Here is a 22,228-nt window from a genome sequence, read left to right as displayed (position 1 = left end):
TTCTCCCATGAGCGATGTCAACCTCATCGTGGCCTTCGCCGCCGGCGCACTCTCGTTCCTCAGCCCCTGCGTGCTGCCGCTGGTCCCGTCCTACCTGTCGTTCGTCTCCGGCATTTCGCCGCGCGAGATGACCGAGGGCGGCGCCGGCAGCGGCCGGGTGATGGGCAACGCCCTGGCGTTCGTCCTGGGCTTCTCCATCGCCTTCGTGGCGCTGGGCGCGTCCGCGAGCCTGCTGGGACGCCTGCTGCTCGGCTACCAGGACGTGGTGCGCGTGGTCGGGGGCCTGTTCATCCTGGTGGTGGGGGTCTACCTCACCGGACTCTTCCGGGTCGCCACCCTGGAGCGCTACGCCCAGTTCAACCTGCGCAGCAAGCCCGCCGGCTATCTCGGCTCGGTGCTCGTGGGCCTCACCTTCGCGGTGGCCTGGATCCCCTGCGTCGGGCCGATCCTCGGCGCCATCCTGACCCTGGCCGGCACCTCCGGCGAAGTGTACCGGGGCATGCTGCTGCTCTCCGCCTACGCCGGCGGCCTGGGCCTGCCGCTGCTCCTCAGCGCCCTGGCCATGAACCAGTTCTTCCGCCTCTCCCGCGCCCTCGGCTCCTGGCTCCCCGCCATCCACGTCGCCGCCGGCCTTCTCCTGGTCGCCGTCGGCCTCCTCCTCGTCACCGACAACATGACCGCCGTCAACGCCTACGCCCTCCGCCTCACCCCCGCCTGGCTGGTGACGCGGCTGTAGGCGCGGCCCGCCACCGACCCGACAACCCTTGCGAGGCGCAGCCGAGCCCAATTTGGGCCGTCGTTTACGACCAGGGACCGTCCATTCCGCCGCCCCAAATTCGTCATGCCTTGCGTGATCTGTTACGAAAAAGTGACAGACGGGTACAGATCGGAGGCAAGCGATGAAGATCAAGGGCGTTGCGGCGCGGGAGGTGCTGGACTCGCGGGGGAATCCCACGGTCGAGGTGGAGGTGGTGCTGACCAACGGCGCCCGCGGGCGAGCCACCGTGCCGTCCGGCGCCTCCACCGGCGAGCACGAGGCGGTGGAGCTGCGCGACGGCGGTGAGCGCTTCCTGGGCAAGGGCGTGCGGCGGGCCGTGGGCCACGTGCGGCGCAACCTGGCGCGGCGGGTGGCAGGCATGGACGCCCGCGCCCAGCGCAAGCTCGACCGGTGCATGATCGACCTCGACCGCACCCCGGACAAGGGACGCCTGGGCGCCAACGCCATCCTCGGCGTGTCCTTGGCCGCCGCCCACGCCCAGGCCGCCGCCGACAAGGTGCCGCTCTACCGCTACCTCGGCGGCGAGGAGGCGCGCACCCTGCCCGTGCCCATGCTCAACGTGGTCAACGGCGGCGCCCACGCCGACAACAACGTCGACGTGCAGGAGTTCATGCTGATCCCCTGGGGCCTGCGCTCCTTCGCCGAGGCCCTGCGCGCGGGCGCGGAGATCTACGCCACGTTGAAGAGCGTGCTGTCGAAGAAGGGCTACGGCACCAGCGTGGGCGACGAGGGCGGGTTCGCGCCGCGGCTCAGGAGCAACGAGGAGGCCATCGAGCTGCTGCTGGAGGCCGTGACCAAGGCGGGCTACCAAGTAGGCGGCCAAGTGGTGCTGGGGCTCGACGTAGCGGCCAGCGAGTTCCACGAGAACGGGGCCTACGTCCTCAGGAAGTCGAGCGGCGCCACGCTGAGCAGCGACGACTTGGTGGAACTCTACGCCAAATGGGCGCGCGACTACCCCATCGTGTCCATCGAGGACGCCCTGGGCGAGAACGACTGGGAGGGCTGGGAGGCGCTCACCGCCGCCCTCGGCGGCAAGGTCCAGCTCGTGGGCGACGACCTGTTCGTCACCAACCCCGCGCGCCTGGCCGAGGGTATCCGCCGGGGCGTGGCCAACTCCATCCTGGTAAAGCTCAACCAGATCGGCACCCTGAGCGAGACCCTGGAGACCATCGCCCTGGCGCGCGGCTCCGGCTACACCACCATCATCTCGCACCGCTCCGGCGAGACCGAGGACACCACCATCGCCGACCTCACCGTCGCCACCGGCGCCGGCCAGATCAAGACCGGCGCCCCCTGCCGCGGCGAACGCACCGCCAAGTACAACCAGCTCCTGCGCATCGAGCAGGACCTCGGCCGCCGCGCCCGCTACGCCGGAAGGAAGGCCTTCGCCGCCGCCGGGTGATCCTCCGGTTGCACTCCGGGCGCCGATAAACCATGATAGAATTGTCTTATGGCTCCGGCGAAAACATGGTCGCGGCGCACCGTCAACTATGGTTTGGCGGCCGCGTTGTCGCTGATGCTGGTCTTCCTGGTGTTCGGCGAGTGGGGGCTCTTGCACTACCGCCGCCTGGTGGAGGAACGGCGCCTGCTGGAAGAACGGTCCCAGGCGCTGCAGCGGGAGAACGAGCTGCTGCGCGAGAAGATCTATCGCATCCGCAAGGACGACCGCTACCTGGAGAAGCTCGCGCGGGAGGAGTTCGGGCTGGCGCGAGAGGGGGAGACCATCTACCTGTTTCCGGCCGGCGGGGTGAGGACCGCGAACCGATCGGAACATTGACATCGCTGCCGCGATCCAATATGGGATTGACCTAGAGCGGGCGTAATTCAGCGGTAGAATGCCAGCTTCCCAAGCTGGACGTCGCCGGTTCGATCCCGGTCGCCCGCTCCAACTCCTACGCCGCGCCCGTCAGCCTGTCGCCCGCCAACGCGTGCACCATCCGGCCCACCGAGATGGCGCCCACGGTCTTGCCCTTGACGTCCACCACCGCGGCCTTGTCGTTGGGCGACGCCACCACCACGGGCAATGCCTCCTCGATCAGCATCTCCGAAGGAATGGAGCAATCCTTGCCGCCCGGTTCCGGCGCACGGGGCTGGGTGGGCTCCATGATGGAGCCGACGCGGATCACCCGGCCGCGGTTGATGTTCTTGGTGAAGTTGGAGATGTAGTCGTCGCTGGGCTTGAGCACGATCTCCTGGGAATCGCCGTTCTGCACCACCTCGCCGTCGCGCAGGATGGCGATGCGGTCGCCCAGGGTGATGGCCTCCTCGAGGTCGTGGGTGACGAACAGGATGGTGCGGTGCAGCTCCCGCTGAAGCTCCAGCAGGAGCGTCTGCATGTCCGCCCGGATCAGCGGGTCGAGGGCGCTGAAGGCCTCGTCCATGAGCAGGATCTCGGCCTCGGTGGCGAGCGCCCGGGCGAGGCCCACGCGCTGCTGCATGCCGCCGGAAAGCTGGTGCGGATAGGACCCCTCGTAACCCGAGAGCCCCACCCGCTCGATCCACCGCTCGGCCCGTTCGTCGCATTCCGTCCGCGCCACGCCCTGCATCAGCAGGCCGTACCGGACGTTCTCCAGGATGGTCCGGTGGGGGAACAGCGCGAAGCGCTGGAACACCATGCTGACCTTGTGGCGCCGCAGGTGCTGCAGCGCGGCCTGGCCCAGGCCGAGCACGTCCTGGCCGTCCACCAGCACGGTCCCCTCGGTGGGGTCGATGAGCCGGTTGACGTGCCGCACCAGGGTGGACTTGCCGCAGCCGCTGAGCCCCATCACCACCTGGATGCTGCCCGGGTTGACCGTCAGGTTGATGTCCCGCAGCCCCAGCACGTGCCCGTGGGACTCCAGGAGCTCCTGCTTGTCCACGCCCTCCCGCACAAGGCGCATCACCGACGGGGGATTGTCGCCGAACACCTTGTAGAGGGAATGGATCTCGATATTCGAAGCGCTTGCCGTAGTCATGACGTCTGCCTGCTGGTTTGTATGCGCCTGCCGTAGCTCTGGGTGATGCGGTCGAAGACGATGGCCAGCGCCACCACCGCGGCCCCGTTGAAGAGGCCCAGGGCGAAGTACTGGTTGGTCACCGCCTGGAGCACCGGCTGCCCCAGGCCCTTGACGCCGATCATGGAGGCGATGACCACCATGGAGAGCGCCATCATGATGGTCTGGTTCACGCCCGCCATGATGTTGGGCAGCGCCAGCGGCATCTGGATGTCGAACAGCCGCCTCCAGGTGTCGGTGCCGAAGGCGTCCGCCGCCTCCAGCACTTCCTTGTCCACCAGCCGGATGCCCAGGTTGGTGAGCCGGATCACCGGCGGCACCGCGTAGATCACCACCGCGATCAGCCCGGGTATCTTGCCGAGCCCGAACAGCATCACCACCGGGATCAGGTAGACGAAGATGGGCATGGTCTGCATGATGTCGAGGATCGGCGTGATGAACGCCTGCACCCGGTCGGAGCGGGACATCCAGATGCCCACCGGAATGCCGATGGAGATGGCGATCAGGGTGGAGACGAAGATGATCGCCAGGGTCCGCATGGTGTCTTCCCACATGCCCAGGTAGCCGATGAGGAAGAGCGCCGCGGCCACGGTGATGGAGAGCTTGCGGCTGCGGCCGGCGACCCAGCACACGAACGCCACCACGACGATCACGAGCCACCAGGGGGCGGCCAGGAGCAGCCGCTCGAACCACACCAGGAAGTAGAGCAGGGGATCGAAGAAGGCCTCGATGGCGTCGCCGTAGCTCCGGGAGAACCCCCGGTACCCCGAGTCGAACGCCTTCTTGAGGGCGCGCAGCGAAGCCTGGTCGAGGGTGGGAAATTGCCAGAGCCAACCGTTCATGAACACCTCCCGCCTTCCTAGTGTCCTGTCTCACAAATAGCGTTATGAATCTGCGGGTCCTTTTTGCCGTCGGCTGCGTTGCTCTTCCTCGCGTGGTGCCCGCCACTGCTCGTCATCGCGCCTTGCCGACAACCAAAATGCCCTCGCATCTTCACAACCGTATTTGTGAGACAGGACACTAGAGTGAGAGCCTACGCGTGCGCGTCCGCCCAGTTGCCGCCGGTGTGGACGTCCACCACCAGGCCGCAGCGCAGCTCGGCGGCACCCTCCATGCGCTCCTTGACCAGCGCCGTGGCCCGCTCCAGCGAGGCCCGCGGCACCTCGAACACCAGCTCGTCGTGCACCGTCAGCAGCATGCGCGCCACCGGCTCGTCCAGTAGCGCCCGGTCCACCGCGATCATGGCCCGCTTCATGATGTCGGCGGCAGTGCCCTGGATCGGCGCGTTGAGCGCCATGCGCTCGCCCACCGCCCGCAGGCGGAAGTTGGCGGACTGAAGCTCCGGCAGGTAGCGCCGCCGGCCGAACATGGTGGTGGTGAAGCCGTCCACCCGGGCCTTCTCCACCTGCGCGTCCAGGAACGCCTTCACCGCCGGGAACTGGGCGTAGTAGGCGTCGATGAACTCGCGCGCCTCGCCCACCTCGATGCCGAGCCGCTGGGAAACGCCGAAGGCGGACATGCCGTAGGCGATGCCGTAGGAGAACTGCTTGACGCGGCTCCGCATCTCCGCGGTGACGCCGTCCAGCTCCACGCCGAACACCTTGGCGGCGGTGGCGGCGTGGAAGTCGTGCCCTTGGGCAAAGGCCGCCAGGAAACTCTCGTCCTCGGACATGTGCGCCAGCACCCGCAGCTCGATCTGCGAGTAGTCGGCGGACAGCAGCACGCTGTCCGTGGGCGCCACGAAGGCGCGCCGGATCTGCCGCCCGAGGTCCGCCCGGATCGGGATATTCTGGAGGTTCGGCGCCGACGACGACAGCCGGCCGGTGGCGGCCGCGGCCTGCTCGTAGGTGGTGTGGATGCGCCCCGTGTCCGCGTTCACCAGGCTCAGCAGCGAGTCGGTGAAGCCGGTCCTGAGCTTGGCGACCTCGCGGTACTCCAGCAGCGCATCGATGATGGGATGGCTGCCGGCGAGCTTGCCCAGCTCCGAGGCGTCGGTGGAGTAGCCGGTCTTGATCTTCTTGGTCTTGGGAAGTTCGAGCTTCTCGAACAGGATGCGCGACAACTGCGGGTGGGAGTTCACGTTGAAGGACTCGCCGGCGTGCTCCTGCACCTTGGCCTGGAGCGAGTCCATGCGCTCCCCCAGCTCCCGGTTGAGCCCGTCGAGGTAGCCGTCGTCCACCGCGATACCGGCGTGCTCCATGCGCGCCAGCACCTCGGTCAGCGGGAACTCCAGCGTCTGCGCCAGCTCCCAGCTCCCGGTCTCCTTGAGGCGCGCCTCCAGCACCGGCGCCAGGGCCTGCACCGCCGCCGCCTCGGCCGCCAGCCGGCGCCGGCGCGCCGCTTCCTCCCGGGCCTCGTCGCCGGGGTTGAGGAGGTCGCCCTGGACCGGGCCGCCCCGGGCCTCGGCCTCCGCCCCCTCGCCGTCCAGCTCCGCGTCCAGGTGGCGGCGCACGAGGTCCTTGAGCGCGTAGCCGCCGCTGGCGCCGGGGTCCAGCAGGTAGGCGGCGATCTTGAGGTCGCAGCGCACCCCGCGCAGCGCCGCGCCCCTGGCGATCATGGCGCCGTACAGCGGCTTGGCCTCGTACACCACCTTGGCGGTGCCCTCGGCCGCCAACAACTCGCCCGGGCCGGCGGCCAGGTCCAGGGGCAGCATTCCCACCTCGCCGGGGCGCGCGCACAGCGCCGCCATGCCGCCATTCCCATCGTCCCACGCCACCGCCACCGCGTCGGCCTCGGGCACGTCCGCGCCCGAGTTCCACCGGGAGATGGACGACGGCCGGATCACCGCCTCCTCCGGCGGCTCCGCGTCCGGCGCCAGCGCCAGGAGCCGCTGGTAGAGCGTCCGGAACTCCAGGGAGGTGAACAGCTTGCGCACCGTCTCCGGATCCCACGGCCGGCGCACGAACAGGCTTTCGTCGGTCTCCAGCGGCACGTCGTCCAGCAGCCGCCCGAGCTTGCGGTTGAGCTTCACCTGGTCGGCGCACTCCTCGATGCCCTTGCGGATCTTGGGGGTGAGTTCGGCGGCGTGCTCGATGATCCCTTCGATGTTGCCGTACTTTTCGAGGAGCCGGGCCGCGGTCTTGTCGCCCACCCCGGGCACCCCCGGCAGGTTGTCGGCCTGCTCGCCCTTGAGGGCGGCGAAATCGGTCCAGCGCTCGGGGCTCACGCCGTAGCGCTCCTCCACCATGGCGGGATCGTAGCGGATCATGTCGGTGACGCCGCGCCGCGTCATCAGCACGGTGACGTCGTCGTTCACGAGCTGGAGGCAGTCGCGGTCGCCGCTCACGATGATCACGTGGTGCCCCGCCTCGCGCCCACGCCGGGCCAGCGTCGCCAGCAGGTCGTCCGCCTCGTACCCCTCCAGCTCCACCACCGGCAGGCACAGCGCCTCCAGCACCTCGCGGATGAGCGGGAACTGCCCGCGCAGGGTCTGCGGCGTCTCGTCCCGGCCCGCCTTGTACGCCGGATACTGGTCCAGCCGGAACTGCGGCTCGCCCTTGTCCATGCACGCGATCACCGCGTCGGGCCGCTCCTCGCTCTCCAGCTTGAAGAGCATCGAGGTGAACCCGAACACCGCGTTGGTCACCTGCCCGGAACTGGTGACGAGGCTCTCCGGCAAGGCGAAGAAGGCGCGGAAGGCCAAGGAGTAGCTGTCCAGCAGCAGGATGCGGCTCTTGGCCGAACCACCCCTGGACGCAGAGCTCGTTGTTGTCCCGGACTTGTCACCCTTCGCGGCCATGCAGAGAGTCTACTCCGGGGCGCGAAGGAGGGTCAACAGGCACCCGCAGCAGGCTCGGGGCGAACTCCTCGGGGGGGTGGTAGCCCAGCAACTCGAGCAGGGTGGCGGCGAGGTTGGCGAGGCCGGCGTCCGGCGGCGGGGCGAGGCTGTAGCGGCGGTCCGAGAAGTCCCGGACCACGAACGGTACCGGGTTGATGGAGTGGGCGGTGCGGAAGACGGGCTTGCCGTCCTCATAGAGCGGCGCGCCGTCCTTGTCGCGCTCCACCATGTCCTCGGAGTTGCCGTGGTCGGCGGTCACGACCAGGCAGCCGTGGACCGCCGCCACGGCCGCAAGGATCCGGCCGAGGGCGCGGTCGATGGCTTCCACGGCCCGGACGGTGGCCTCAAGGTTGCCGGTGTGGCCGACCATGTCGCCGCCGGCGAAATTGGCCCGGATGAAACGATAGCGCCTCTCCCAGATCGCGCGGTTGACGGCGTCGGCGGTCTCCGCCGAGCGCATCCACGGGCGCTGCTCGAAGGGCACCTGCTCCGAGGCGATCTCGACGTACTCCTCCAGCGCGTCGTCGAACTTGCCGGAGCGGTTGCCGTTCCAGAAGTAGGTGACGTGGCCGTATTTCTGGGTCTCGGCGCAGGCGAACTGCGGCACGCCGGCGGCGGCGAGGTACTCGCCCAGGGTGCGGCTGACCTCGGGCGGCGCCACCAGGTAGTGCTCGGGGATGCCCAGGTCGCCGTCGTAGAGCATCATGCCGGCGAAGGCCACGTCCGGCACCCGTCCGCGGTCGAAGCGGTCGAACCCGGCACCCTCGGTGAATGCCCGGGACATCTCCATGGCGCGGTCGCCGCGGAAGTTGAAGAAGATGACGCCGTCGCCGTCCTCGATGGGGGCCACCGGCGAGCCGTCGGCGTTGCGTACCGTGAACGCGGGCAGCACCTGGTCGCTGATGCCGGGCTGGGCGGCGCGGAAGTGCTCCACCGCGGCGGCGGCGCTAGAGAACCCTTCGGCCTCGCCCAGCACGTGGGCGCGCCAGCCGCGCGCGACGATGCTCCAGTCCGCCTCGTAGCGGTCCATGGTCACCACCATGCGGCCGCCGCCCGAGGCGATGCGGTAGTCGCGCCCGCCCTGGTCGCGGATGGCGGCGAGGACCGTTTCGAGCCGTTCCAGGTAGACCGGCGCGGTGCGGTCCGGGACGTCGCGGCCGTCCAGGAGCGCGTGCACGTACACGCGTTCCAGCCCTTCGTGGTCGGCGCGGCGGATGAGCGCGTGCAGGTGCGCCTCGTGGGAGTGCACGTTGCCGTCGGACAGGAGGCCCATGAAGTGGAGCGCACCGCCGCCGGCGCGGACACGTTCCACCAGGGTCTTCCAGTAGCCGTCGTACAGCGCCCCGGTCTCGATGGCCTGGTCCACGCACTTGGCGCCCTGGTCGAAAACCCGGCCCGCGCCCATGATGTTGTGCCCCACTTCGGAGTTGCCGATGTCGGCGTCCGAGGGCAGCCCGACCGCCGTACCGTGGGCCCGGAGGGTCGCCGCCAGGCCGTCGCGGCGCAACGAGTCCAGCGTCGGCGTGCGCGCCAGCGCCAGGGCGTCGAATTCGTCCCCCGCGCCCACGCCCACGCCATCGAGTATCAGCAGCACCACCGGCCCCGCCGGCGCCGGCAGAACCGGATGCCCGCGCAGCACCAGCGGCGCGGACCTGTTGTCGTCATCCATGTGTTCGTCTCCTTCACCGCCCTTCCCAGCCGCCTCCGTTTGAGTTTAGACGGTTTGCGCGCTAGGGGGAACTTGCCGAGAGTTTGCCGTCCACGAGCATTCCCATGAACTGCCGCCCATGAGCTATTCCCCGGAAACCATCCCCCGGCGCGCAGTCGTGATCCGGCACGTCGCTTTTGAAGACCTGGGCTCTTTCGCCGGCCCCCTGGCCGAACGCGGCTGCCGCATCCAGTACCTCGAGGCCGGTCTGGACGGTTTCGACCCGGCCGCGGACGCCGATCTGCTGGTGGTCCTGGGCGGGCCCATCGGCGCCGGAGACGACGGCCAGTATCCGTTCCTGGCGGAGGAGGTGCGCCTCATCAAGCGCCGCCTGGCCGTGGACCGTCCGACCCTGGGTATCTGCCTGGGCGCCCAGCTCATGGCGCGGGCGCTGGGGGCGCGGGTGTACGGCGCGGGGCGCAAGGAGATCGGCTGGGGTCCGCTCTCCCTGAGCGAGGCCGGCGCGGCGTCGGCCCTGGCCCTGCTGGCGCCGCCCCATGCCTCGGTGCTCCACTGGCACGGGGACACCTTCGACCTGCCGCGGGGCGCACTTCACCTGGCCTCCACCGAGGCGTGCGAGAACCAGGCCTTCGGCTGGGGCGAGCGCGCCCTGGCGCTTCAGTTCCATCCCGAGGTGACCGCCGCCGGCCTCGAACGCTGGTTCATCGGCCACACCCTGGAGATCGAGACCACCCCCGACATCTCGGTGGCCCAGCTCCGTGACGCCACCCGCCGCTTCGCCCCCGCCCTGGAACGCCAGGGACCGGAGTTCTTCCGCCGCTGGCTCGCCCGCGTGCTGTAGGAGTTTGTCGGATTTGGTTTGGCGTCCTTCGACTTCGCTTCGCTACGCTCAGGACGAACGGTGACAAGTTTGCGACTCCATCAATACTTTTCCGTTCGTCCTGAGCGTAGCGAAGCGAAGTCGAAGGACGCCATCTAGTCCTTACGAAACGTCACCCCGCGACTTCCTCCAGTTCGCGGCGGGTGTCGATGTCCTTGGCGAAGGAGCGGATCCGGGTCACGGTCATGGCTACCGGGTGGGGCATGCCGCCGGCGTCGTCCCGCACCATGATCTGGCGCGACAGCTCGGCGGCGAGCTCCGGCACCGCAAGGCGGTGCGCGGTGTAGCGGAGGTAGGTCTTCAGGATGCCGTACGGCGCCGCCAGGGTGCGTCCCGGGCAGCGGACGTGCCGCAGACGGCGCCAGTCTTCCTCCAGCCACAGGCCCACGGCCCTGAGCGTGATGCGGATCAGGCGCTCGTAGATGCTGCGGTTGCGGTAGCGGTACGCCATCATGAGGAACATGTTGAACCAGTCCAGGCGGACGGCGTTCGGCCGCAGCACCAGCAGGTGGCCCGGATAGAGGTTGAGCAGCGGCTCCCGGGGCGCCGGACGCATGCGGTAGCTGGGCTTCCAACTGCTGACGCCCATCTCCCGGGGCTCGGCCGCGATCATCTGCCACCACAGGCCGCTGCCGGCGCTGGGCGCGTAGCCCTCGTCCAGCAGGGAGCGGAACTCTTCCGCCGTGGGCAATATGTCGCAGGCCGAAACCGCCACCGGGCGCTCCGGGTAGCGCTCGGTCAGGAGCGTGGCGAACCGCTGGATGTTGGCCAGCAGGTCTCCGGGGGTGTCGCTGATCTCACAGTCCACCAGGTCCCCGTAGACGCGCCGCGGCCCCACCAGGACCGGGTCCTCGAACCGGCGGCTGTCACGCATCCGCTGGATCAGCTCGCCCGCGATACAGCGGCCGGACGGCAAGCGTACGGCGCCCTTGAAACCCTTCAGGACTTCGTCGGGCGCCACGCCCTCCGGGATCGTTTCAACCCGGTCGTTGCCGCCGGCCATCACGAGGACCGGCAACGGGTCAATCATTCCCCTCTCGCTCCGTGGGTGTAGCACTGCCGCGCCGGGGTCCGGTCCGGGGACCCGTGGCGCTCGGTCGCGAGGCATCAGTATGCCTCCCTCCGGCGGCGCTCTCAAGTTCCATTCTCAAGTGCCTCATCTTTGAAAAAGCAACATGAAACTGCTAGTCAAGAAGGAGGAGCCGCACGCTGGCGGGAACGTTCTTCGACACGGAACACGCCGGTGCCGGAAAGCGGCTGCATCAACATGCCGACCACTGTCAAGTGCCCGATCTGTCGTACCGAAACGCCATGGACCGGCAATCCTTACCGGCCCTTCTGCTCGGAGCGTTGCCGGTTCGTCGACCTCGGCGCCTGGGCGGACGGGGCCTATCGCGTTGCCGGGGACGAACTTGACGACGAGTCGCGGCCCGTCGAAGAATCCGAGCATCAATGAACCAGGACCCCCTACCCGTGCCCGTGCCCGAATCCGGCGTCTCGCGGCCGAGTGCTTTCGCCGCATCCCTTGCGGCGCTTCAGCCGTAGGAGCCGGAGAGCGAACATGTCGATACATCCTACCGCCGTGGTGGATCCACGGGCCGAAATCCATCCGGACGCCGAGCTGGGGCCCTATGCCGTCATCGACGGTCCGGCGAAGATCGGCGCCGGCACGCGCCTCTTTCCCCACGCCGTGGTGCTGGGTTGGACGGAACTGGGCGAAGGCAACCAGGTTCACAGCGGCGCCGTGCTGGGAGACGCGCCGCAGGACCTCTCGTACCGGGATGCGAAGTCCTACCTCCGCATCGGCGACCGCAACGTGTTCCGCGAGGGCGTCCAGGTCCACCGGGGCACCGCGCAGGACACCACCACGGTGCTCGGCGACGACAACTTCCTGATGGCCAACAGCCACGTGGCCCACAACTGCCGGCTGGGCAACCGCATCATCATGACCAACAACTCGGTGTTGGGCGGCTACGTGGAGGTCGGCGACCGCGCGGTGCTGTCCGCGAGCTGCGCGGTGCACCAGTTCGTGCGCGTCGGTACCATGGCCATGATGCGCGGCTTGAGCGCCACGAGCCGCGACGTGCCGCCGTTCTCCATCATCGACTGGCAGCACACCGTGCGCGGCCTGAACGTGGTGGGACTGCGCCGGGCCGGTTTCGAGGAACCCCGCATCCGGGTCCTGAAAAACGCCTTCCAGATCCTCTTCCGCAAGCGGCGCAACCTGAGCGCGGCGGTGAAGGAACTGGAAGAACACCTCTCCGATCCGTTCGGCGACGTCGCCTTCCTGCTCGAGTTCATCCGCGCGTCCAAACGCGGGGTCTGCGCCGGCCCCAAGTCCCATCCGCTGGGCCGGCCGTAGCCGGGGTTGGCGCCCTTCGAGTTGGCGCCCTTCGACTTCGCTTCGCTTCGCTCAGGACGAACGGTTTGAAACACCAACCGTTCGTCCTGAGCGTAGTGAGGCGCAGCCGAACGAAGTCGAAGGGCGCGCGCATACGGTTCACACCGGGCGGTAGTGTTTCGCGACGCAGCGCTCGACGCCCTCCTCGGACAGCGGGTACTGGAACATCTCGTTGCGCATGCGCACGCGCTGCAGGCTGACGCGCTCGATGGCCCGTTTCATGGTCTTGAGGTGGCGCTTGTTGCCCACCGCCGCGGCCGCCTCGCGCGCGGCCTCGCGGTAGTGGTTCTTCTCGTCCTGGTAGACCACCTCCATGGCCGCGGCGATCTTGCGCGCCAGCACGCTGCCCTTGAGCTTGCGGCCCTCCCGGAAGAGGCGCGCGCCGCCGCCCTCGGTGACCAGGACCGCGGCCTTCTCCACCGCCGAGCCGGCCACGTAGGCGCGGCGCAGATCGCCCAGGGCCTTCTCCTCGGGCAACTGGATGGTGTCCTCGGCGGCGATCTTGCGGCCGAGCAGGTACTCCAGGATGTCGGCCTGGAGGACGTAGTGGTTGAACTCCTGGACCATCTGCTCCATGAGCCCGTGGTAGTGGTGCCGGTCGACGGTGCGGTCCACTTGGGGGAACATCTCCACGAGGTTGGCCAGCTCCCGGTGCAGGCCGGTGAAGTAGCCGTCCACCGGGTGCAACTCCTTCCATAGCTGGGCCTTGAGCCAGTAGACGTGCTGCTCCCGCGTCGGGTTGTTGCGGAAAAAGCGCCTGGCGATCTCGGCCTCGGTCTCCCAGAAGGGATAGGCCACGTCGATCAGGTATTTCTCGGTCTCGTTCATTGCACGCGCACCTCCCTGGTATGCGGCAGCGCTTTCGCTTTGCCGTTCCTTGGCATACTATGAGCCTTCATCATGTCCAAGACCGCGGGCATCATCATCATCGGCAACGAGGTCCTTTCAGGCAAGACCCAGGACATCAACTCCACGTTCCTGTGCCGGGAGTTGCGCGAGCTCGGCGTCGAGGTCCAGCGCGTGACGGTGATACCGGACGACCTGGAGCTCATCGGGCGCACTGCGGCGCGCTTCGCCGAGCGGTGGGACCTGGTCTTCACCACCGGGGGTGTCGGCCCCACCCATGACGACGTCACCATCGAGGGGATCGCCCACGGCTTCGGGGTCAAGGCCGTCATCGAGCCGAGCCTGGAAGGGCGCCTGCGCGCGCGCTACGGCGCGGACGTGAACGCCGCGCGGCTGCGCATGGCCATGGTGCCGGAAGGGGCGGAGCTGCTCGCCGCCGGGGCCATGTTCGCCCCGGTGATCCGCATGCGCAACGTCTACATCTTCGCCGGCGTGCCGCGCATCCTGCAGGACCGTTTCCACGCCATCAAGGAAGCCTTCCGCGAGGAGCCGTTCCACCTGCGCAACATCTACATCAAGGACGGCGAGGGGGTCATCGCGGGCACGCTCAACGACTTGCTGGAGCGCTTCCCCGACATCCTCCTGGGCTCGTACCCGGTGCTGGACAACCCGGACTACAAGGTGAAGGTGACGGTGGAGTCCAAGAGCGGGGACTACCTCGACCGCGCGGTGGCGGACCTGTTGGGGAAGCTGCCGGAGGACGCGATTCTGCGCGTCGAGGAAGGCTAGGATTGCCCCACCGCCCCGCCCCTGGATTCCCGCTTTCGCGGGAATGACGTTTCAGGGGGTGGGGCGGGGCGCGACGGGCGTGTCTCCCTCGAAGCGTTCGCCGGTCTGGGTGCCGATCCAGATTTCGCCGCCCTGGTAGATTTCCTTCTTCCAGATGGGGACGCGCTTCTTGAGTTCGTCGATGGCGTAGCGGCATGCCTTGAAGGCGGCGTCGCGATGCGGCGCGGAGACGGCGATCATCACGCTGGCCTCGCCGATGGGGACGTTGCCGAGGCGGTGGACGATGGCCATGCGGGTGATCTCCCACTTTGCGGCGGCCTCCTCGCCCAGCTTGGCCAGCTCCTGCTCGGCCATGCCGGGGTAGGCCTCGTAGTCCAGGGAGATGATGGAACGCCCCTCGTTGTTGTCGCGGGTGGCGCCGATGAAGGTCGAGACGGCGCCCGCGCCGGGGTCGCCCACGCAGGCCAGCAGTTCGTTCAGGTCGATGGGTTTGTCGGTCAGCCGGTACACGTCATTCTCCGCTCAACGGCTCTGTCGGTCAGCCGGTACAGATGATCCTCCGCTCACGGGCGGGATGAAGGCCACCTCGTCACCGTCGGCGAGCCGGTGTCCGCGGTCGACGTATTCGCTGTTGACCGCGTAGAGGAGCTTGAGGTCGATACCGGAGAGTCCGGGATAGACGTCGCCAAGCCGGTTCCACAACTCGCTCACCGTGCAGCCGTCGGGCACCTCGTGGACCGCGTCGCCGGCGCCCGCTCGCTCCCGCAGCATGGCGAAGAGCTTAACGCGCACGTTCATAGGCCGCGGGCCTGCGCCACCATGTGGCCCAACTGGGGCAGCAACAGGTTCTTCATGGCCGTTTCCACGGCTCCGCGCGAACCCGGCATGGACACCACGATCCGGGGACCCACGGCGCCCGCCACCGCGCGGCTCAGCATGGCCGCGGCGCCGATCTCCTGGTAGCTCAGGGACCGGAACAGCTCGCCGAAGCCGTCGATGCGCTTTTCGATGACGCCGCTCACCACCTCGTAGGTGCCGTCGCGCGGCGCGATGCCGGTGCCGCCGTTGAGCAGCACCACGTCCACGCCGTCGGCCGCCAAGGCCCTGTCCAGGAGGGCGCGGACGTCCGCGGGCTCGTCCTTGACGATCTCGTAGCCCGCCAGCGGGTGCCCTGCTTCCTCGAGCATCCCCTTGATGGCCGCCCCGCTCCGGTCCGTCGTGGCATCGCGGGTGTCGCTCACGGTGATGACGAAGCAGGCGACGGTGTCGAGGCTTCGGTCGAAATGGGACTGGTCGGCCATCCGCTTCAGATCCTCATGGGCATGACCACGTACAGCAGGCTGTCGTCGCCGCCGCGGCGCACCACCGTGGGGCTTTCGTCGTCCATCAGGCCCATCTCGACGTGGTCGTCCTGTTCCATGACGTTGAGTATCTCCAGCAGGTACTGGGCGTTGTAGCCGATGACGATGCGGTTGCCCTCGTACTCCGCGTCCACTTCCTCCGCCGCCTCCCCGAGATCCGGGTTGTTGGCGGAAATCCCGATGGTGCCGCCGGTGAACTCCACCCGGACGCCGCGGAAACGGTCGCTGGAGAGCAGCGATACCCGGCGCAAGGCGCGGAACAGCGTGGCTTGAACCACGTCCGCCCGGTTCTTGTTGTCCGCCGGTATGACCTTGTCGTAGTCGGGAAACTCGCCGTCGATCAGCCGGATGGACATCTCGACGTCGCCCTTCCACACGAACACCATGTTGTCGGTGAAACCCAGGGACACGGTGTCGCCGGCGGGGTCCTCCAGGAGCCGCCGCAACTCGGCCAGCCCCTTGCGCGGGACGATCACTCCCTTGGCTATACCCAGCGGTCCGATTTCCCGCTGCACCAGGGACAGCCGGTGCCCGTCGGTGGTCACCATGCGCACCCGGTTGTTCTCCGTCTCGTGCAGCAACGCTCCGTTCAGGTTGGACCGGGTCTCGTCCGTGGATATGGAGAAGATCGTCTTGTCGATCATCTCCTTCAGCGCCGGCGCCGGGCATTCCTTGCGCTCCGCCTCTCCGCTCGACACGAACGCGGGGAACTCGCGCGCGTCAAGACCCACCATCTTGAACACCGACTTGCCGCTCTGTATCTCCACCCGGTCGTTGTCGAGCCGCTTCACGTCGACGAATTCCTCGGACAGCTCCCGCACGATCTCGTAGAGCTTCCTGGCGTCCACCGTGACGCTGCCCGAAACAAGGATCTCGCCGTTGAGGCTGGCGCGTACGCCCACCTCGAGGTCGGTGCCGGTGAGGCGTATCCGATTGCCATGGGTTTCCACCAGCACGTTGGCCAGGATCGGCATGGTATTGCGCCGCTCCACCGTGCTCTGGCTCCAGTACAACGCGTCCAGAAACTCTTCGCGTTTGGCTCGGATCTGCATTTATCCTCCAGTCCCGCCGGCCCCTATGTATCTTCTGTCTTCTTGAAAATATCAGAAGTAGCAGTAGTGCCTGTGGATATCGGGATAGGCGCGGGAACCTACCGCCATTAAAGCATTATTGCGGTGGAAAAAAAATCGCGGCCATGCCCCTTGTTAGTGGAAGCCGGCCGCGTGATGGCTGAAATGAACGGGGTTTTAACAGGCTGTGTCAGGTTTTCCACAGCGTGTCCACTCAACTCTTGAGCCGCCGCTCCAGGCGTTCCACCGTGGCCTTGATCTCGGGGTCGGTGGTGGCCTTCCTTTCGATGGTCCTGGAGGCATGGATGACCGTGGAGTGGTCGCGCCCGCCGAATTCCGCGCCGATGGCGGGATAGGACGTGGCGGTGTACTTGCGGCAGAGGTACATGGCCACCTGGCGCGCGACGGCGATGTTTTTCGTGCGCCGCTTGGACTTGAGATCGCTGATCTTGACGTCGAAGTGCTCGCAGATGGCTTTCTGGATGTTGCGCACGGTGACTTGTTTTTCGTTCTCCCTCAGGGTGTGCTTCAGCACTTCCTGGGCAAGGTCGATGGTGATCTCGACGCTGGTGAGCGAGGCGAAGGCGCCGAGGCGGGTGAGCGACCCTTCCAGCTCGCGGACGTTGGAGCGGATGTGGGTGGCGAGGAAGTCCGCGACCTTGTGCGGCAGGTCGATCTCTTCCTCCTCGGCCTTCTTGATGAGGATTGCGATGCGCGTCTCGATGTCCGGCGGCTGGATGTCGGCGGTCAGGCCCCACTCGAACCGGTTCCGCAGCCGGTCTTCCAGGTCCGGGATCTCCTTGGGGAAACGGTCGGACGTGAGGATGATCTGCTTGTGGTTCTCGTAGAGCGAGTTGAAGGTGTGGAAGAACTCCTCCTGCGTGCGTTCCTTGCCCGCGATGAACTGGATGTCGTCGAGGATGAGCACGTCGATGCTGCGGAAGTGGTTCTTGAACTCGTTCATGCGGTCGCGCCGAAGAGACGTGATCAGGCGGTTCATGAACGATTCGGAGGTCGTGTAGACGACCTTCTGGCCGGGACCCTGCTCCATCAGCCGGTTTCCCAGGGCGTTCACCAAGTGGGTCTTGCCGAGGCCCACGCCGCCGTAGATGAACAGCGGGTTGTAGTGCTCCGCGGGCCTGCTGGCCACCGCCAGGCACGCGGCATGCGCGAACTGGTTGCTGGTGCCGACCACGAAGTTCTCGAAGGTGTAGCGCGGGATCGGCGTTGATGAATCCGCCGGTTTGGCGGCGGGTTTGGGCGGAGGCGGCGCCTCCCGGGCCGGGCGCGACGGATTCACCGAAAGGCCGACGGGTACGGCCTCGCCGTAGTAGCGGTTGAACTCTTCCTTGATTGCGTCGAGGTAGTTCTCGTTCAGCCAATCGCGGAACAGGATGCTGGGGACCTCGATCGTGATCTCGCCGCCCGCGCTCGCGTTAAGTGTCAGGGGTTTGATCCATGTCTCGAAATCGTGTAAGCCGAGCCTTTCCTTCAACCGGTCCTGGATCTCACGCGGGAGCTTTTTCATTGTATTCTTGCAGAGTTAGAGTGCTTGCGTGACCATGGTTGTCAACAAAATTATCCACAGATGTGGACAACTTTTAGGATATGGTTTTCGGTTTCAGGCCATAGCGGAACCCGAAACCCCGCCTGAATTCCTTGCGGAGGCGGTGAGTGTTCAACCCGTTCGCTGACGAGATGTGTCCAAAGAAAAACCGTCCTTTTAGTGGTTTTGAGGGCGGTTTGCAATACCAAAAACGGACCCGAATTTTTTCTGTAAGGATATCGCTGGATTCGCCGTCTCCTCCGTGTGAGCGGAGGCGCCGGAAAGACAAAGGCCCGGCTGACGGGCGCGTTTCGGCGCGACCGGAGAGAGGCAACGAGGTGCAGTTTGGATAACCGCCCAAGGCCGTCCTCGGCGGATCTGGTCGCACGTTCGCGGCACGTCGTTCCCGGCGGTGTCAACAGCCCGGTGCGGGCGTGGAACGCCGTCGGCGGCGACCCGCTCTTCATCGCCCGCGCCGAGGGGTCGAGGGTCGTCGACCACGAAGGGCGAGGGTACATCGACTACGTCTGCGCCTGGGGGCCGCTGATCCTGGGACATGCGCCGTCCGGGGTGGTGCGGGCCGTGGTGGAGGCGGTGCCCGAGGGGACCGGCTTCGGCGCTCCCACCGCGAAGGAGGTGGAGATCGCCGAGTTGGTGCGCGAGCGCATGGGCGGCATCGAGCAGCTTCGCCTGGTGAACTCGGGCACCGAGGCGACCATGAGCGCCATCCGCCTGGCGCGGGGCTGCACCGGGCGGAGCAAGGTGCTGAAGTTCGACGGCTGCTACCATGGCCACGTCGACGCCTTGCTGGCCAAGGCAGGTTCCGGGGTGGAGAGCTTCTCCCTGCCCGACAGCGCCGGCGTGCCGGAGAGCTTCACCGCCGGCACCGTGCTGGCCCGGTTCAACGACGCGGATTCCGTGCGGAGCCTGGTGGAGCGGCATGGCGAGGACCTGGCCGCGGTGATCGTCGAGCCGGTGTGCGGCAACATGGGAGTGATCCCGCCGGCGCCGGGTTTTCTCGAAGGATTGCGGGAGGTTACGGCGCGGCAGGGCATCGTCCTCATCTTCGACGAGGTGATCACGGGGTTCCGGGTGGCGCGCGGCGGCGCCCAGGAACGCTATGGCGTAACCCCGGACCTCACCTGCCTGGGCAAGGTGCTGGGGGGAGGGCTTCCGGTGGGGGCGTTCGGCGGACGGCGGGACATCATGGCGCGCCTGGCGCCGGAAGGACCCGTGTACCAAGCGGGCACGCTCTCCGGCAACCCGGTGACCGTCACCGCCGGGCTCGCGACCCTGAGGGCGCTGGAGGGGCCGGACGTGTACCGGGAGCTGGAGGAGAAGGGGCGCCTGCTCGAAACGGGACTCCGTGAGGTGCTGGCCCGGGGCGTGCCGGGCACGGTCAACCGCGTGGGCTCCATGCTGACGCTGTTCCTGGGCCCCGAGCGGGTGGCGTCGCCCGACGACGCCAGGACCTGCGACCGGGAACGCTTCGCTCGCCTGTTCCACGGCATGCTCGCCCGCGGCGTCTACCTGCCCCCGTCCCAGTTCGAGTCCTGGTTCGTCTCCCTGGCCCACACGGAGCAGGACATCGCCGCGACGGTGGAGGCCTTCGCGGACTGGGCCGAGGAAGAGGCGGCGACCCCGCGTTGAGCCGCCGGCGTTGCGGTGGTCCTCAACCGGACCGTGCCGTTGACCGGTCCCGGTACGCGTGTTAGTAAACCGGTTTCAGTGAGCGACGCACGGGACGGCCGGGACGGGCCACCTGCAAAGAGCCCGGTTCTCTTCCGGGCCGCCAAATACACCGCCATCGGGTTCGAGTTTCCCACCACGGTGGGAGCCGGGTTGCTGCTGGGGCACTACGCGGACTCTTACTTCGGCAGCTCTCCCTGGATGGTGCTGGTGTTGGGGCTCTTGGGGCTGGTGGTGGCGTTCTACCGGCTCGTGTTGCTCTTGCGGCATTTCGCCAGGGAGCGCGGATGAGCTGGGAAGCGAGCGGCCTCCCGGTCTGGCGCGTGGAGTTGTGGCACGGGCTTCTGGTGGCGGGTTTCCTGGCGCTCGTTCCGCTGGAGTGGCTGGAGCCCGGCGGGCTCTTGCTGGGCGGCCTGTTCATGGGAGTGAACTTCCTGCTCCTGGCGGTGGGCATCCGGTGGGTGATCACGCCGTTCGCGAGCAAGGGGCGGGTCCGGGCGGGCATTTTCCTGCTGGTCTTCAAGTTCTGCTTCCTGCTGGGCGCCTCCTGGTTGTTGCTGACCCGCATCTCGCCGGACGCGGTGTCGTTCGCGGTGGGGGTCAACTGCCTGATCCTGGCGCTCTTGTGGGATCGGCTGTACGATACCAAAATCGGCAGGTAAGTCATCGATGGGACATCATCCATTCACTTGGTACGACCTGGTACCCGCTTTCTTGCAAGGGTGGGTGCCCTTGCAGATCTTCTTCTCCGTGGTGAGCATGGTGCTGCTGGTCTGTCTGGCTGTCGCGGCGCGCCGCCGGCTGCTGGACACCCATAACGCGGTCATTCCCAGCGACCGCATCACCCTGGTCAACATCTTCGAGCTGTTGATCGAGTTCGTCACGAACCTGAGCGACAGCATCATCGGGCACCACGGCCGGCGCTACCTCTCCCTCTACGGGACGTTCTTCATCTTCATCCTGCTGTCCAACTTCATCGGCCTCGTGCCCGGGTTCTCGCCGCCCACGAGCAACCTCAATATCACCCTCGGCATGGGCCTGGTTTCCTTCGGGGCGTACCATTACTTCGGCGTGCGCGAGCACGGCGGCGCCTACCTCAAGCAGTTCATGGGGCCGTTCCTGGTGATCGCGCCGCTGTTCTTCCTGATCGAGGTGTTCTCGCACATGTTCCGGCCGCTCACCCTGGGTCTGCGGCTCGCCTTCAACATGTTCGCCGACCACCTGGTGGTGGAGATCTTCACCGGCCTGACCTACGTGGCGATCCCGGTGCTGTTCTACCTGCTGGGGGCCCTGGTGTCCGTCATCCAGGCCTTCGTTTTCACGCTGTTGAGCATGATCTATGCGTCTCTGGCTCTGAGCCACGATCATTGACGCCGCGGTTTGCCGGTCGGAGAGGATGAGGATGAGAGGCTGGCGGCAACGGCCTCGGCGCCGGAAAGGAGAAAGAAAGATGAAGCAACTCACAGCCTTCGTACTGACGGGACTCTTCACGCTGCTGCTGTCGGGCGTGGCCGTCGCCGCGGACGCCGCGGGCGGCGGCTCGGCCGGCCTGGTCCCGGGCATCGTCGCACTGGGCGCGGGCCTCGGCATCGCCATCGCCGCGTTCGGCTGCGCCCTCGCGCAGGGCCGGGTGGGCGGCGCGGCCATGGAAAGCATCGGCCGCAACCCCAACTCCGCCGACAAGATCTTCACGCCGTTGATCCTGTCGCTGGCCCTCATCGAAGCCCTGGGCATCTACGCCCTGATCATCGCCTTCCTGCTCGCGGGCAAGGTCTAACCGTTTTCCGCTTCGCCGCATGCGGCGCACGGGACACTCGAAAGGCAGGGGCCGCCATCCGGGGCTCCTGCCTTTTTTCGTCCGGCGCGAAATGACACCGGCACCCCGGAACGTCATTCCCGCGGAAGCGGGAATCCAGGCGAGGTGGGCGGGGGACCTTACGGCATGGTCACCGGGTGCAGCCGGACGCCGGTGTGCTCCAGGATGTCCGCCACCGTGTCGAGCTTGTACGGCTTCTCGTAGAAGATGTCGCCGATGCCGGTGTTCACCAGCACCTTGAGGCAGTGGATGCAGGGCGTGTGGGTGATGTAGATGGAGGCGTCCTTGATGCTGGCGCCGTTCTTGGCCGCCTGGGCGATGGCGTTGATCTCCGCGTGGATGGTGCGAAAGCAGTTCTGCTCGATCTCGCCGTCGGGGTTCCTGGATTCATAGACGAGACAGCCCACCTCCGTGCAGTGGGGCATGCCCGCGGGCGAGCCGTTGTAGCCGGTGGCGAGAATGCTCCGGTCGCGTACGATCACCGCGCCCACCTTGGCGCGGGTGCAGGTGGAACGCTCCGCCACCTGCCGGGTGATGGTCATGAAGTACTGGTCCCAGCTCAGCCGCTCGTCTGTCATCGCCACCTCCGCGGACGTGTCCCGGGCCGTTCGG

At 67.3% G+C, this 22,228-nt stretch carries 24 protein-coding genes and 1 tRNA gene; 13 read left to right on the top strand and 12 right to left on the bottom strand.

The annotated features are described in order from the left end of the window. Nucleotides 1-7 precede the first annotated feature (7 nt). The 4 genes from OXU42_12495 to OXU42_12480 all read left to right on the top strand — a co-directional run bounded on the left by OXU42_12495 (nucleotide 8) and on the right by OXU42_12480 (nucleotide 2,666). Entirely contained in the window at nucleotides 8-736 is a 729-nt protein-coding gene (locus OXU42_12495; GenBank protein ID MDE0030207.1) for a cytochrome c biogenesis protein CcdA, read from the top strand. Nucleotides 737-899: 163 nt separating this feature from the next. Further along, entirely contained in the window at nucleotides 900-2,180 is a 1,281-nt protein-coding gene (gene eno / locus OXU42_12490; protein MDE0030206.1) for a phosphopyruvate hydratase, read from the top strand. A 48-nt stretch (nucleotides 2,181-2,228) separates the two neighbouring features. Next, entirely contained in the window at nucleotides 2,229-2,555 is a 327-nt protein-coding gene (locus tag OXU42_12485; GenBank protein ID MDE0030205.1) for a septum formation initiator family protein, read from the top strand. Nucleotides 2,556-2,591: 36 nt separating this feature from the next. Next, nucleotides 2,592-2,666: transfer RNA gene (locus tag OXU42_12480), tRNA-Gly, on the top strand. Between the two features lie 4 nt (nucleotides 2,667-2,670). Here OXU42_12480 and OXU42_12475 read toward each other — a convergent pair. The 4 genes from OXU42_12475 to gpmI all read right to left on the bottom strand — a co-directional run bounded on the left by OXU42_12475 (nucleotide 2,671) and on the right by gpmI (nucleotide 9,218). Then, nucleotides 2,671-3,732 carry a glycine betaine/L-proline ABC transporter ATP-binding protein gene (locus OXU42_12475; GenBank protein ID MDE0030204.1) on the bottom strand — a complete coding sequence of 354 codons (1,062 nt, stop codon included), beginning with the start codon at nucleotides 3,730-3,732 and terminating at the stop codon, nucleotides 2,671-2,673. Continuing rightward, nucleotides 3,729-4,613 carry a proline/glycine betaine ABC transporter permease gene (locus OXU42_12470; protein MDE0030203.1) on the bottom strand — a complete coding sequence of 295 codons (885 nt, stop codon included), beginning with the start codon at nucleotides 4,611-4,613 and terminating at the stop codon, nucleotides 3,729-3,731. The genes OXU42_12475 and OXU42_12470 overlap by 4 nt, the downstream gene beginning before the upstream one ends. 191 nt (nucleotides 4,614-4,804) lie before the next feature. Further along, entirely contained in the window at nucleotides 4,805-7,510 is a 2,706-nt protein-coding gene (gene polA, locus OXU42_12465; protein MDE0030202.1) for a DNA polymerase I, read from the bottom strand. After that, entirely contained in the window at nucleotides 7,494-9,218 is a 1,725-nt protein-coding gene (gpmI, locus tag OXU42_12460; protein MDE0030201.1) for a 2,3-bisphosphoglycerate-independent phosphoglycerate mutase, read from the bottom strand. The genes polA and gpmI overlap by 17 nt, the downstream gene beginning before the upstream one ends. A gap of 118 nt (nucleotides 9,219-9,336) precedes the next feature. On the opposite strand from gpmI, the gene OXU42_12455 reads away from it, so the two are divergent. Further along, nucleotides 9,337-10,059 carry a glutamine amidotransferase gene (locus OXU42_12455; GenBank protein ID MDE0030200.1) on the top strand — a complete coding sequence of 241 codons (723 nt, stop codon included), beginning with the start codon at nucleotides 9,337-9,339 and terminating at the stop codon, nucleotides 10,057-10,059. A 151-nt stretch (nucleotides 10,060-10,210) separates the two neighbouring features. Here OXU42_12455 and OXU42_12450 read toward each other — a convergent pair whose 3' ends face one another. Further along, nucleotides 10,211-11,128 (bottom strand): hypothetical protein, encoded by a 918-nt coding sequence (locus OXU42_12450; GenBank protein MDE0030199.1) that lies wholly within the window; start codon nucleotides 11,126-11,128, stop codon nucleotides 10,211-10,213. Nucleotides 11,129-11,359: 231 nt separating this feature from the next. Between OXU42_12450 and OXU42_12445 the strand changes: the two genes are divergently transcribed. Both OXU42_12445 and lpxA read left to right on the top strand, forming a co-directional pair. Next, nucleotides 11,360-11,554: a DNA gyrase inhibitor YacG gene (locus tag OXU42_12445; GenBank protein MDE0030198.1), complete on the top strand. Its 195-nt coding sequence runs from the start codon at nucleotides 11,360-11,362 to the stop codon at nucleotides 11,552-11,554. A gap of 105 nt (nucleotides 11,555-11,659) precedes the next feature. Continuing rightward, on the top strand, nucleotides 11,660-12,460 hold the full coding sequence (lpxA, locus tag OXU42_12440) for an acyl-ACP--UDP-N-acetylglucosamine O-acyltransferase (GenBank protein ID MDE0030197.1): 801 nt from the start codon (nucleotides 11,660-11,662) through the stop codon (nucleotides 12,458-12,460). Between the two features lie 138 nt (nucleotides 12,461-12,598). Here the strand turns inward: lpxA and OXU42_12435 are convergent, their stop codons facing one another. Beyond that, nucleotides 12,599-13,327 carry a hypothetical protein gene (locus tag OXU42_12435; GenBank protein ID MDE0030196.1) on the bottom strand — a complete coding sequence of 243 codons (729 nt, stop codon included), beginning with the start codon at nucleotides 13,325-13,327 and terminating at the stop codon, nucleotides 12,599-12,601. Nucleotides 13,328-13,399: 72 nt separating this feature from the next. Here OXU42_12435 and OXU42_12430 point away from each other — a divergent pair, with 72 nt between their 5' ends. After that, nucleotides 13,400-14,134, top strand: a complete 735-nt coding sequence (locus OXU42_12430; GenBank protein MDE0030195.1) for a competence/damage-inducible protein A — start codon at nucleotides 13,400-13,402, stop codon at nucleotides 14,132-14,134. A 51-nt stretch (nucleotides 14,135-14,185) separates the two neighbouring features. Here the strand turns inward: OXU42_12430 and OXU42_12425 are convergent, their stop codons facing one another. The 5 genes from OXU42_12425 to dnaA all read right to left on the bottom strand — a co-directional run bounded on the left by OXU42_12425 (nucleotide 14,186) and on the right by dnaA (nucleotide 18,093). Then, complete coding sequence (locus OXU42_12425; GenBank protein ID MDE0030194.1) at nucleotides 14,186-14,644, bottom strand: molybdenum cofactor biosynthesis protein MoaE; 459 nt, start codon at nucleotides 14,642-14,644, stop codon at nucleotides 14,186-14,188. Between the two features lie 12 nt (nucleotides 14,645-14,656). Further along, nucleotides 14,657-14,932 carry a MoaD/ThiS family protein gene (locus OXU42_12420; protein MDE0030193.1) on the bottom strand — a complete coding sequence of 92 codons (276 nt, stop codon included), beginning with the start codon at nucleotides 14,930-14,932 and terminating at the stop codon, nucleotides 14,657-14,659. Continuing rightward, complete coding sequence (locus OXU42_12415) at nucleotides 14,929-15,435, bottom strand: MogA/MoaB family molybdenum cofactor biosynthesis protein (GenBank protein ID MDE0030192.1); 507 nt, start codon at nucleotides 15,433-15,435, stop codon at nucleotides 14,929-14,931. Before OXU42_12415 ends, OXU42_12420 begins: the two co-directional genes overlap by 4 nt. Before the next feature lie 5 nt (nucleotides 15,436-15,440). Next, nucleotides 15,441-16,547 carry a DNA polymerase III subunit beta gene (gene dnaN / locus OXU42_12410; GenBank protein MDE0030191.1) on the bottom strand — a complete coding sequence of 369 codons (1,107 nt, stop codon included), beginning with the start codon at nucleotides 16,545-16,547 and terminating at the stop codon, nucleotides 15,441-15,443. Between the two features lie 232 nt (nucleotides 16,548-16,779). Beyond that, complete coding sequence (gene dnaA / locus OXU42_12405) at nucleotides 16,780-18,093, bottom strand: chromosomal replication initiator protein DnaA (GenBank protein MDE0030190.1); 1,314 nt, start codon at nucleotides 18,091-18,093, stop codon at nucleotides 16,780-16,782. 363 nt (nucleotides 18,094-18,456) lie between these two features. Between dnaA and hemL the strand changes: the two genes are divergently transcribed. The 5 genes from hemL (at nucleotide 18,457) to OXU42_12380 (ending at nucleotide 21,577) form a co-directional block, all read left to right on the top strand. Further along, nucleotides 18,457-19,761, top strand: a complete 1,305-nt coding sequence (gene hemL / locus OXU42_12400; protein MDE0030189.1) for a glutamate-1-semialdehyde 2,1-aminomutase — start codon at nucleotides 18,457-18,459, stop codon at nucleotides 19,759-19,761. Between the two features lie 78 nt (nucleotides 19,762-19,839). After that, on the top strand, nucleotides 19,840-20,091 hold the full coding sequence (locus OXU42_12395) for an AtpZ/AtpI family protein (GenBank protein MDE0030188.1): 252 nt from the start codon (nucleotides 19,840-19,842) through the stop codon (nucleotides 20,089-20,091). Next, on the top strand, nucleotides 20,088-20,462 hold the full coding sequence (locus OXU42_12390; protein MDE0030187.1) for a hypothetical protein: 375 nt from the start codon (nucleotides 20,088-20,090) through the stop codon (nucleotides 20,460-20,462). Before OXU42_12395 ends, OXU42_12390 begins: the two co-directional genes overlap by 4 nt. A gap of 7 nt (nucleotides 20,463-20,469) precedes the next feature. Beyond that, nucleotides 20,470-21,171 carry a F0F1 ATP synthase subunit A gene (atpB, locus tag OXU42_12385; GenBank protein MDE0030186.1) on the top strand — a complete coding sequence of 234 codons (702 nt, stop codon included), beginning with the start codon at nucleotides 20,470-20,472 and terminating at the stop codon, nucleotides 21,169-21,171. 79 nt (nucleotides 21,172-21,250) lie between these two features. Continuing rightward, on the top strand, nucleotides 21,251-21,577 hold the full coding sequence (locus OXU42_12380) for an ATP synthase F0 subunit C (GenBank protein ID MDE0030185.1): 327 nt from the start codon (nucleotides 21,251-21,253) through the stop codon (nucleotides 21,575-21,577). A 158-nt stretch (nucleotides 21,578-21,735) separates the two neighbouring features. Here OXU42_12380 and OXU42_12375 read toward each other — a convergent pair whose 3' ends face one another. Next, a complete protein-coding gene (locus OXU42_12375; protein ID MDE0030184.1) occupies nucleotides 21,736-22,194 on the bottom strand; it encodes a cytidine/deoxycytidylate deaminase family protein in 459 nt (152 codons plus the stop codon). Nucleotides 22,195-22,228: the final 34 nt, after the last annotated feature.

The organism is Deltaproteobacteria bacterium (genome assembly GCA_028818775.1).
Classification (GTDB): Bacteria; Desulfobacterota; Binatia; order UBA9968; family JAJDTQ01; genus JAJDTQ01.
This window is presented reverse-complemented; position numbering and strand designations above follow the sequence as displayed.

Excerpts from the sequence above, each read along its gene's own strand:
- OXU42_12495 (MDE0030207.1), top strand. The coding sequence starts at position 8 with ATGAGCGATGTCAACCTCATCGTGGCCTTCGCCGCCGGCGCACTCTCG.
- eno (MDE0030206.1), top strand. The coding sequence starts at position 900 with ATGAAGATCAAGGGCGTTGCGGCGCGGGAGGTGCTGGACTCGCGGGGG.
- OXU42_12485 (MDE0030205.1), top strand. The coding sequence starts at position 2,229 with ATGGCTCCGGCGAAAACATGGTCGCGGCGCACCGTCAACTATGGTTTG.
- OXU42_12475 (MDE0030204.1), bottom strand. The coding sequence starts at position 3,732 with ATGACTACGGCAAGCGCTTCGAATATCGAGATCCATTCCCTCTACAAG.
- OXU42_12470 (MDE0030203.1), bottom strand. The coding sequence starts at position 4,613 with ATGAACGGTTGGCTCTGGCAATTTCCCACCCTCGACCAGGCTTCGCTG.
- polA (MDE0030202.1), bottom strand. The coding sequence starts at position 7,510 with ATGGCCGCGAAGGGTGACAAGTCCGGGACAACAACGAGCTCTGCGTCC.
- gpmI (MDE0030201.1), bottom strand. The coding sequence starts at position 9,218 with ATGGATGACGACAACAGGTCCGCGCCGCTGGTGCTGCGCGGGCATCCG.
- OXU42_12455 (MDE0030200.1), top strand. The coding sequence starts at position 9,337 with ATGAGCTATTCCCCGGAAACCATCCCCCGGCGCGCAGTCGTGATCCGG.
- OXU42_12450 (MDE0030199.1), bottom strand. The coding sequence starts at position 11,128 with ATGATTGACCCGTTGCCGGTCCTCGTGATGGCCGGCGGCAACGACCGG.
- lpxA (MDE0030197.1), top strand. The coding sequence starts at position 11,660 with ATGTCGATACATCCTACCGCCGTGGTGGATCCACGGGCCGAAATCCAT.
- OXU42_12435 (MDE0030196.1), bottom strand. The coding sequence starts at position 13,327 with ATGAACGAGACCGAGAAATACCTGATCGACGTGGCCTATCCCTTCTGG.
- OXU42_12430 (MDE0030195.1), top strand. The coding sequence starts at position 13,400 with ATGTCCAAGACCGCGGGCATCATCATCATCGGCAACGAGGTCCTTTCA.
- OXU42_12420 (MDE0030193.1), bottom strand. The coding sequence starts at position 14,932 with ATGAACGTGCGCGTTAAGCTCTTCGCCATGCTGCGGGAGCGAGCGGGC.
- OXU42_12415 (MDE0030192.1), bottom strand. The coding sequence starts at position 15,435 with ATGGCCGACCAGTCCCATTTCGACCGAAGCCTCGACACCGTCGCCTGC.
- dnaN (MDE0030191.1), bottom strand. The coding sequence starts at position 16,547 with ATGCAGATCCGAGCCAAACGCGAAGAGTTTCTGGACGCGTTGTACTGG.
- dnaA (MDE0030190.1), bottom strand. The coding sequence starts at position 18,093 with ATGAAAAAGCTCCCGCGTGAGATCCAGGACCGGTTGAAGGAAAGGCTC.
- OXU42_12390 (MDE0030187.1), top strand. The coding sequence starts at position 20,088 with ATGAGCTGGGAAGCGAGCGGCCTCCCGGTCTGGCGCGTGGAGTTGTGG.
- atpB (MDE0030186.1), top strand. The coding sequence starts at position 20,470 with ATGGGACATCATCCATTCACTTGGTACGACCTGGTACCCGCTTTCTTG.
- OXU42_12380 (MDE0030185.1), top strand. The coding sequence starts at position 21,251 with ATGAAGCAACTCACAGCCTTCGTACTGACGGGACTCTTCACGCTGCTG.
- OXU42_12375 (MDE0030184.1), bottom strand. The coding sequence starts at position 22,194 with ATGACAGACGAGCGGCTGAGCTGGGACCAGTACTTCATGACCATCACC.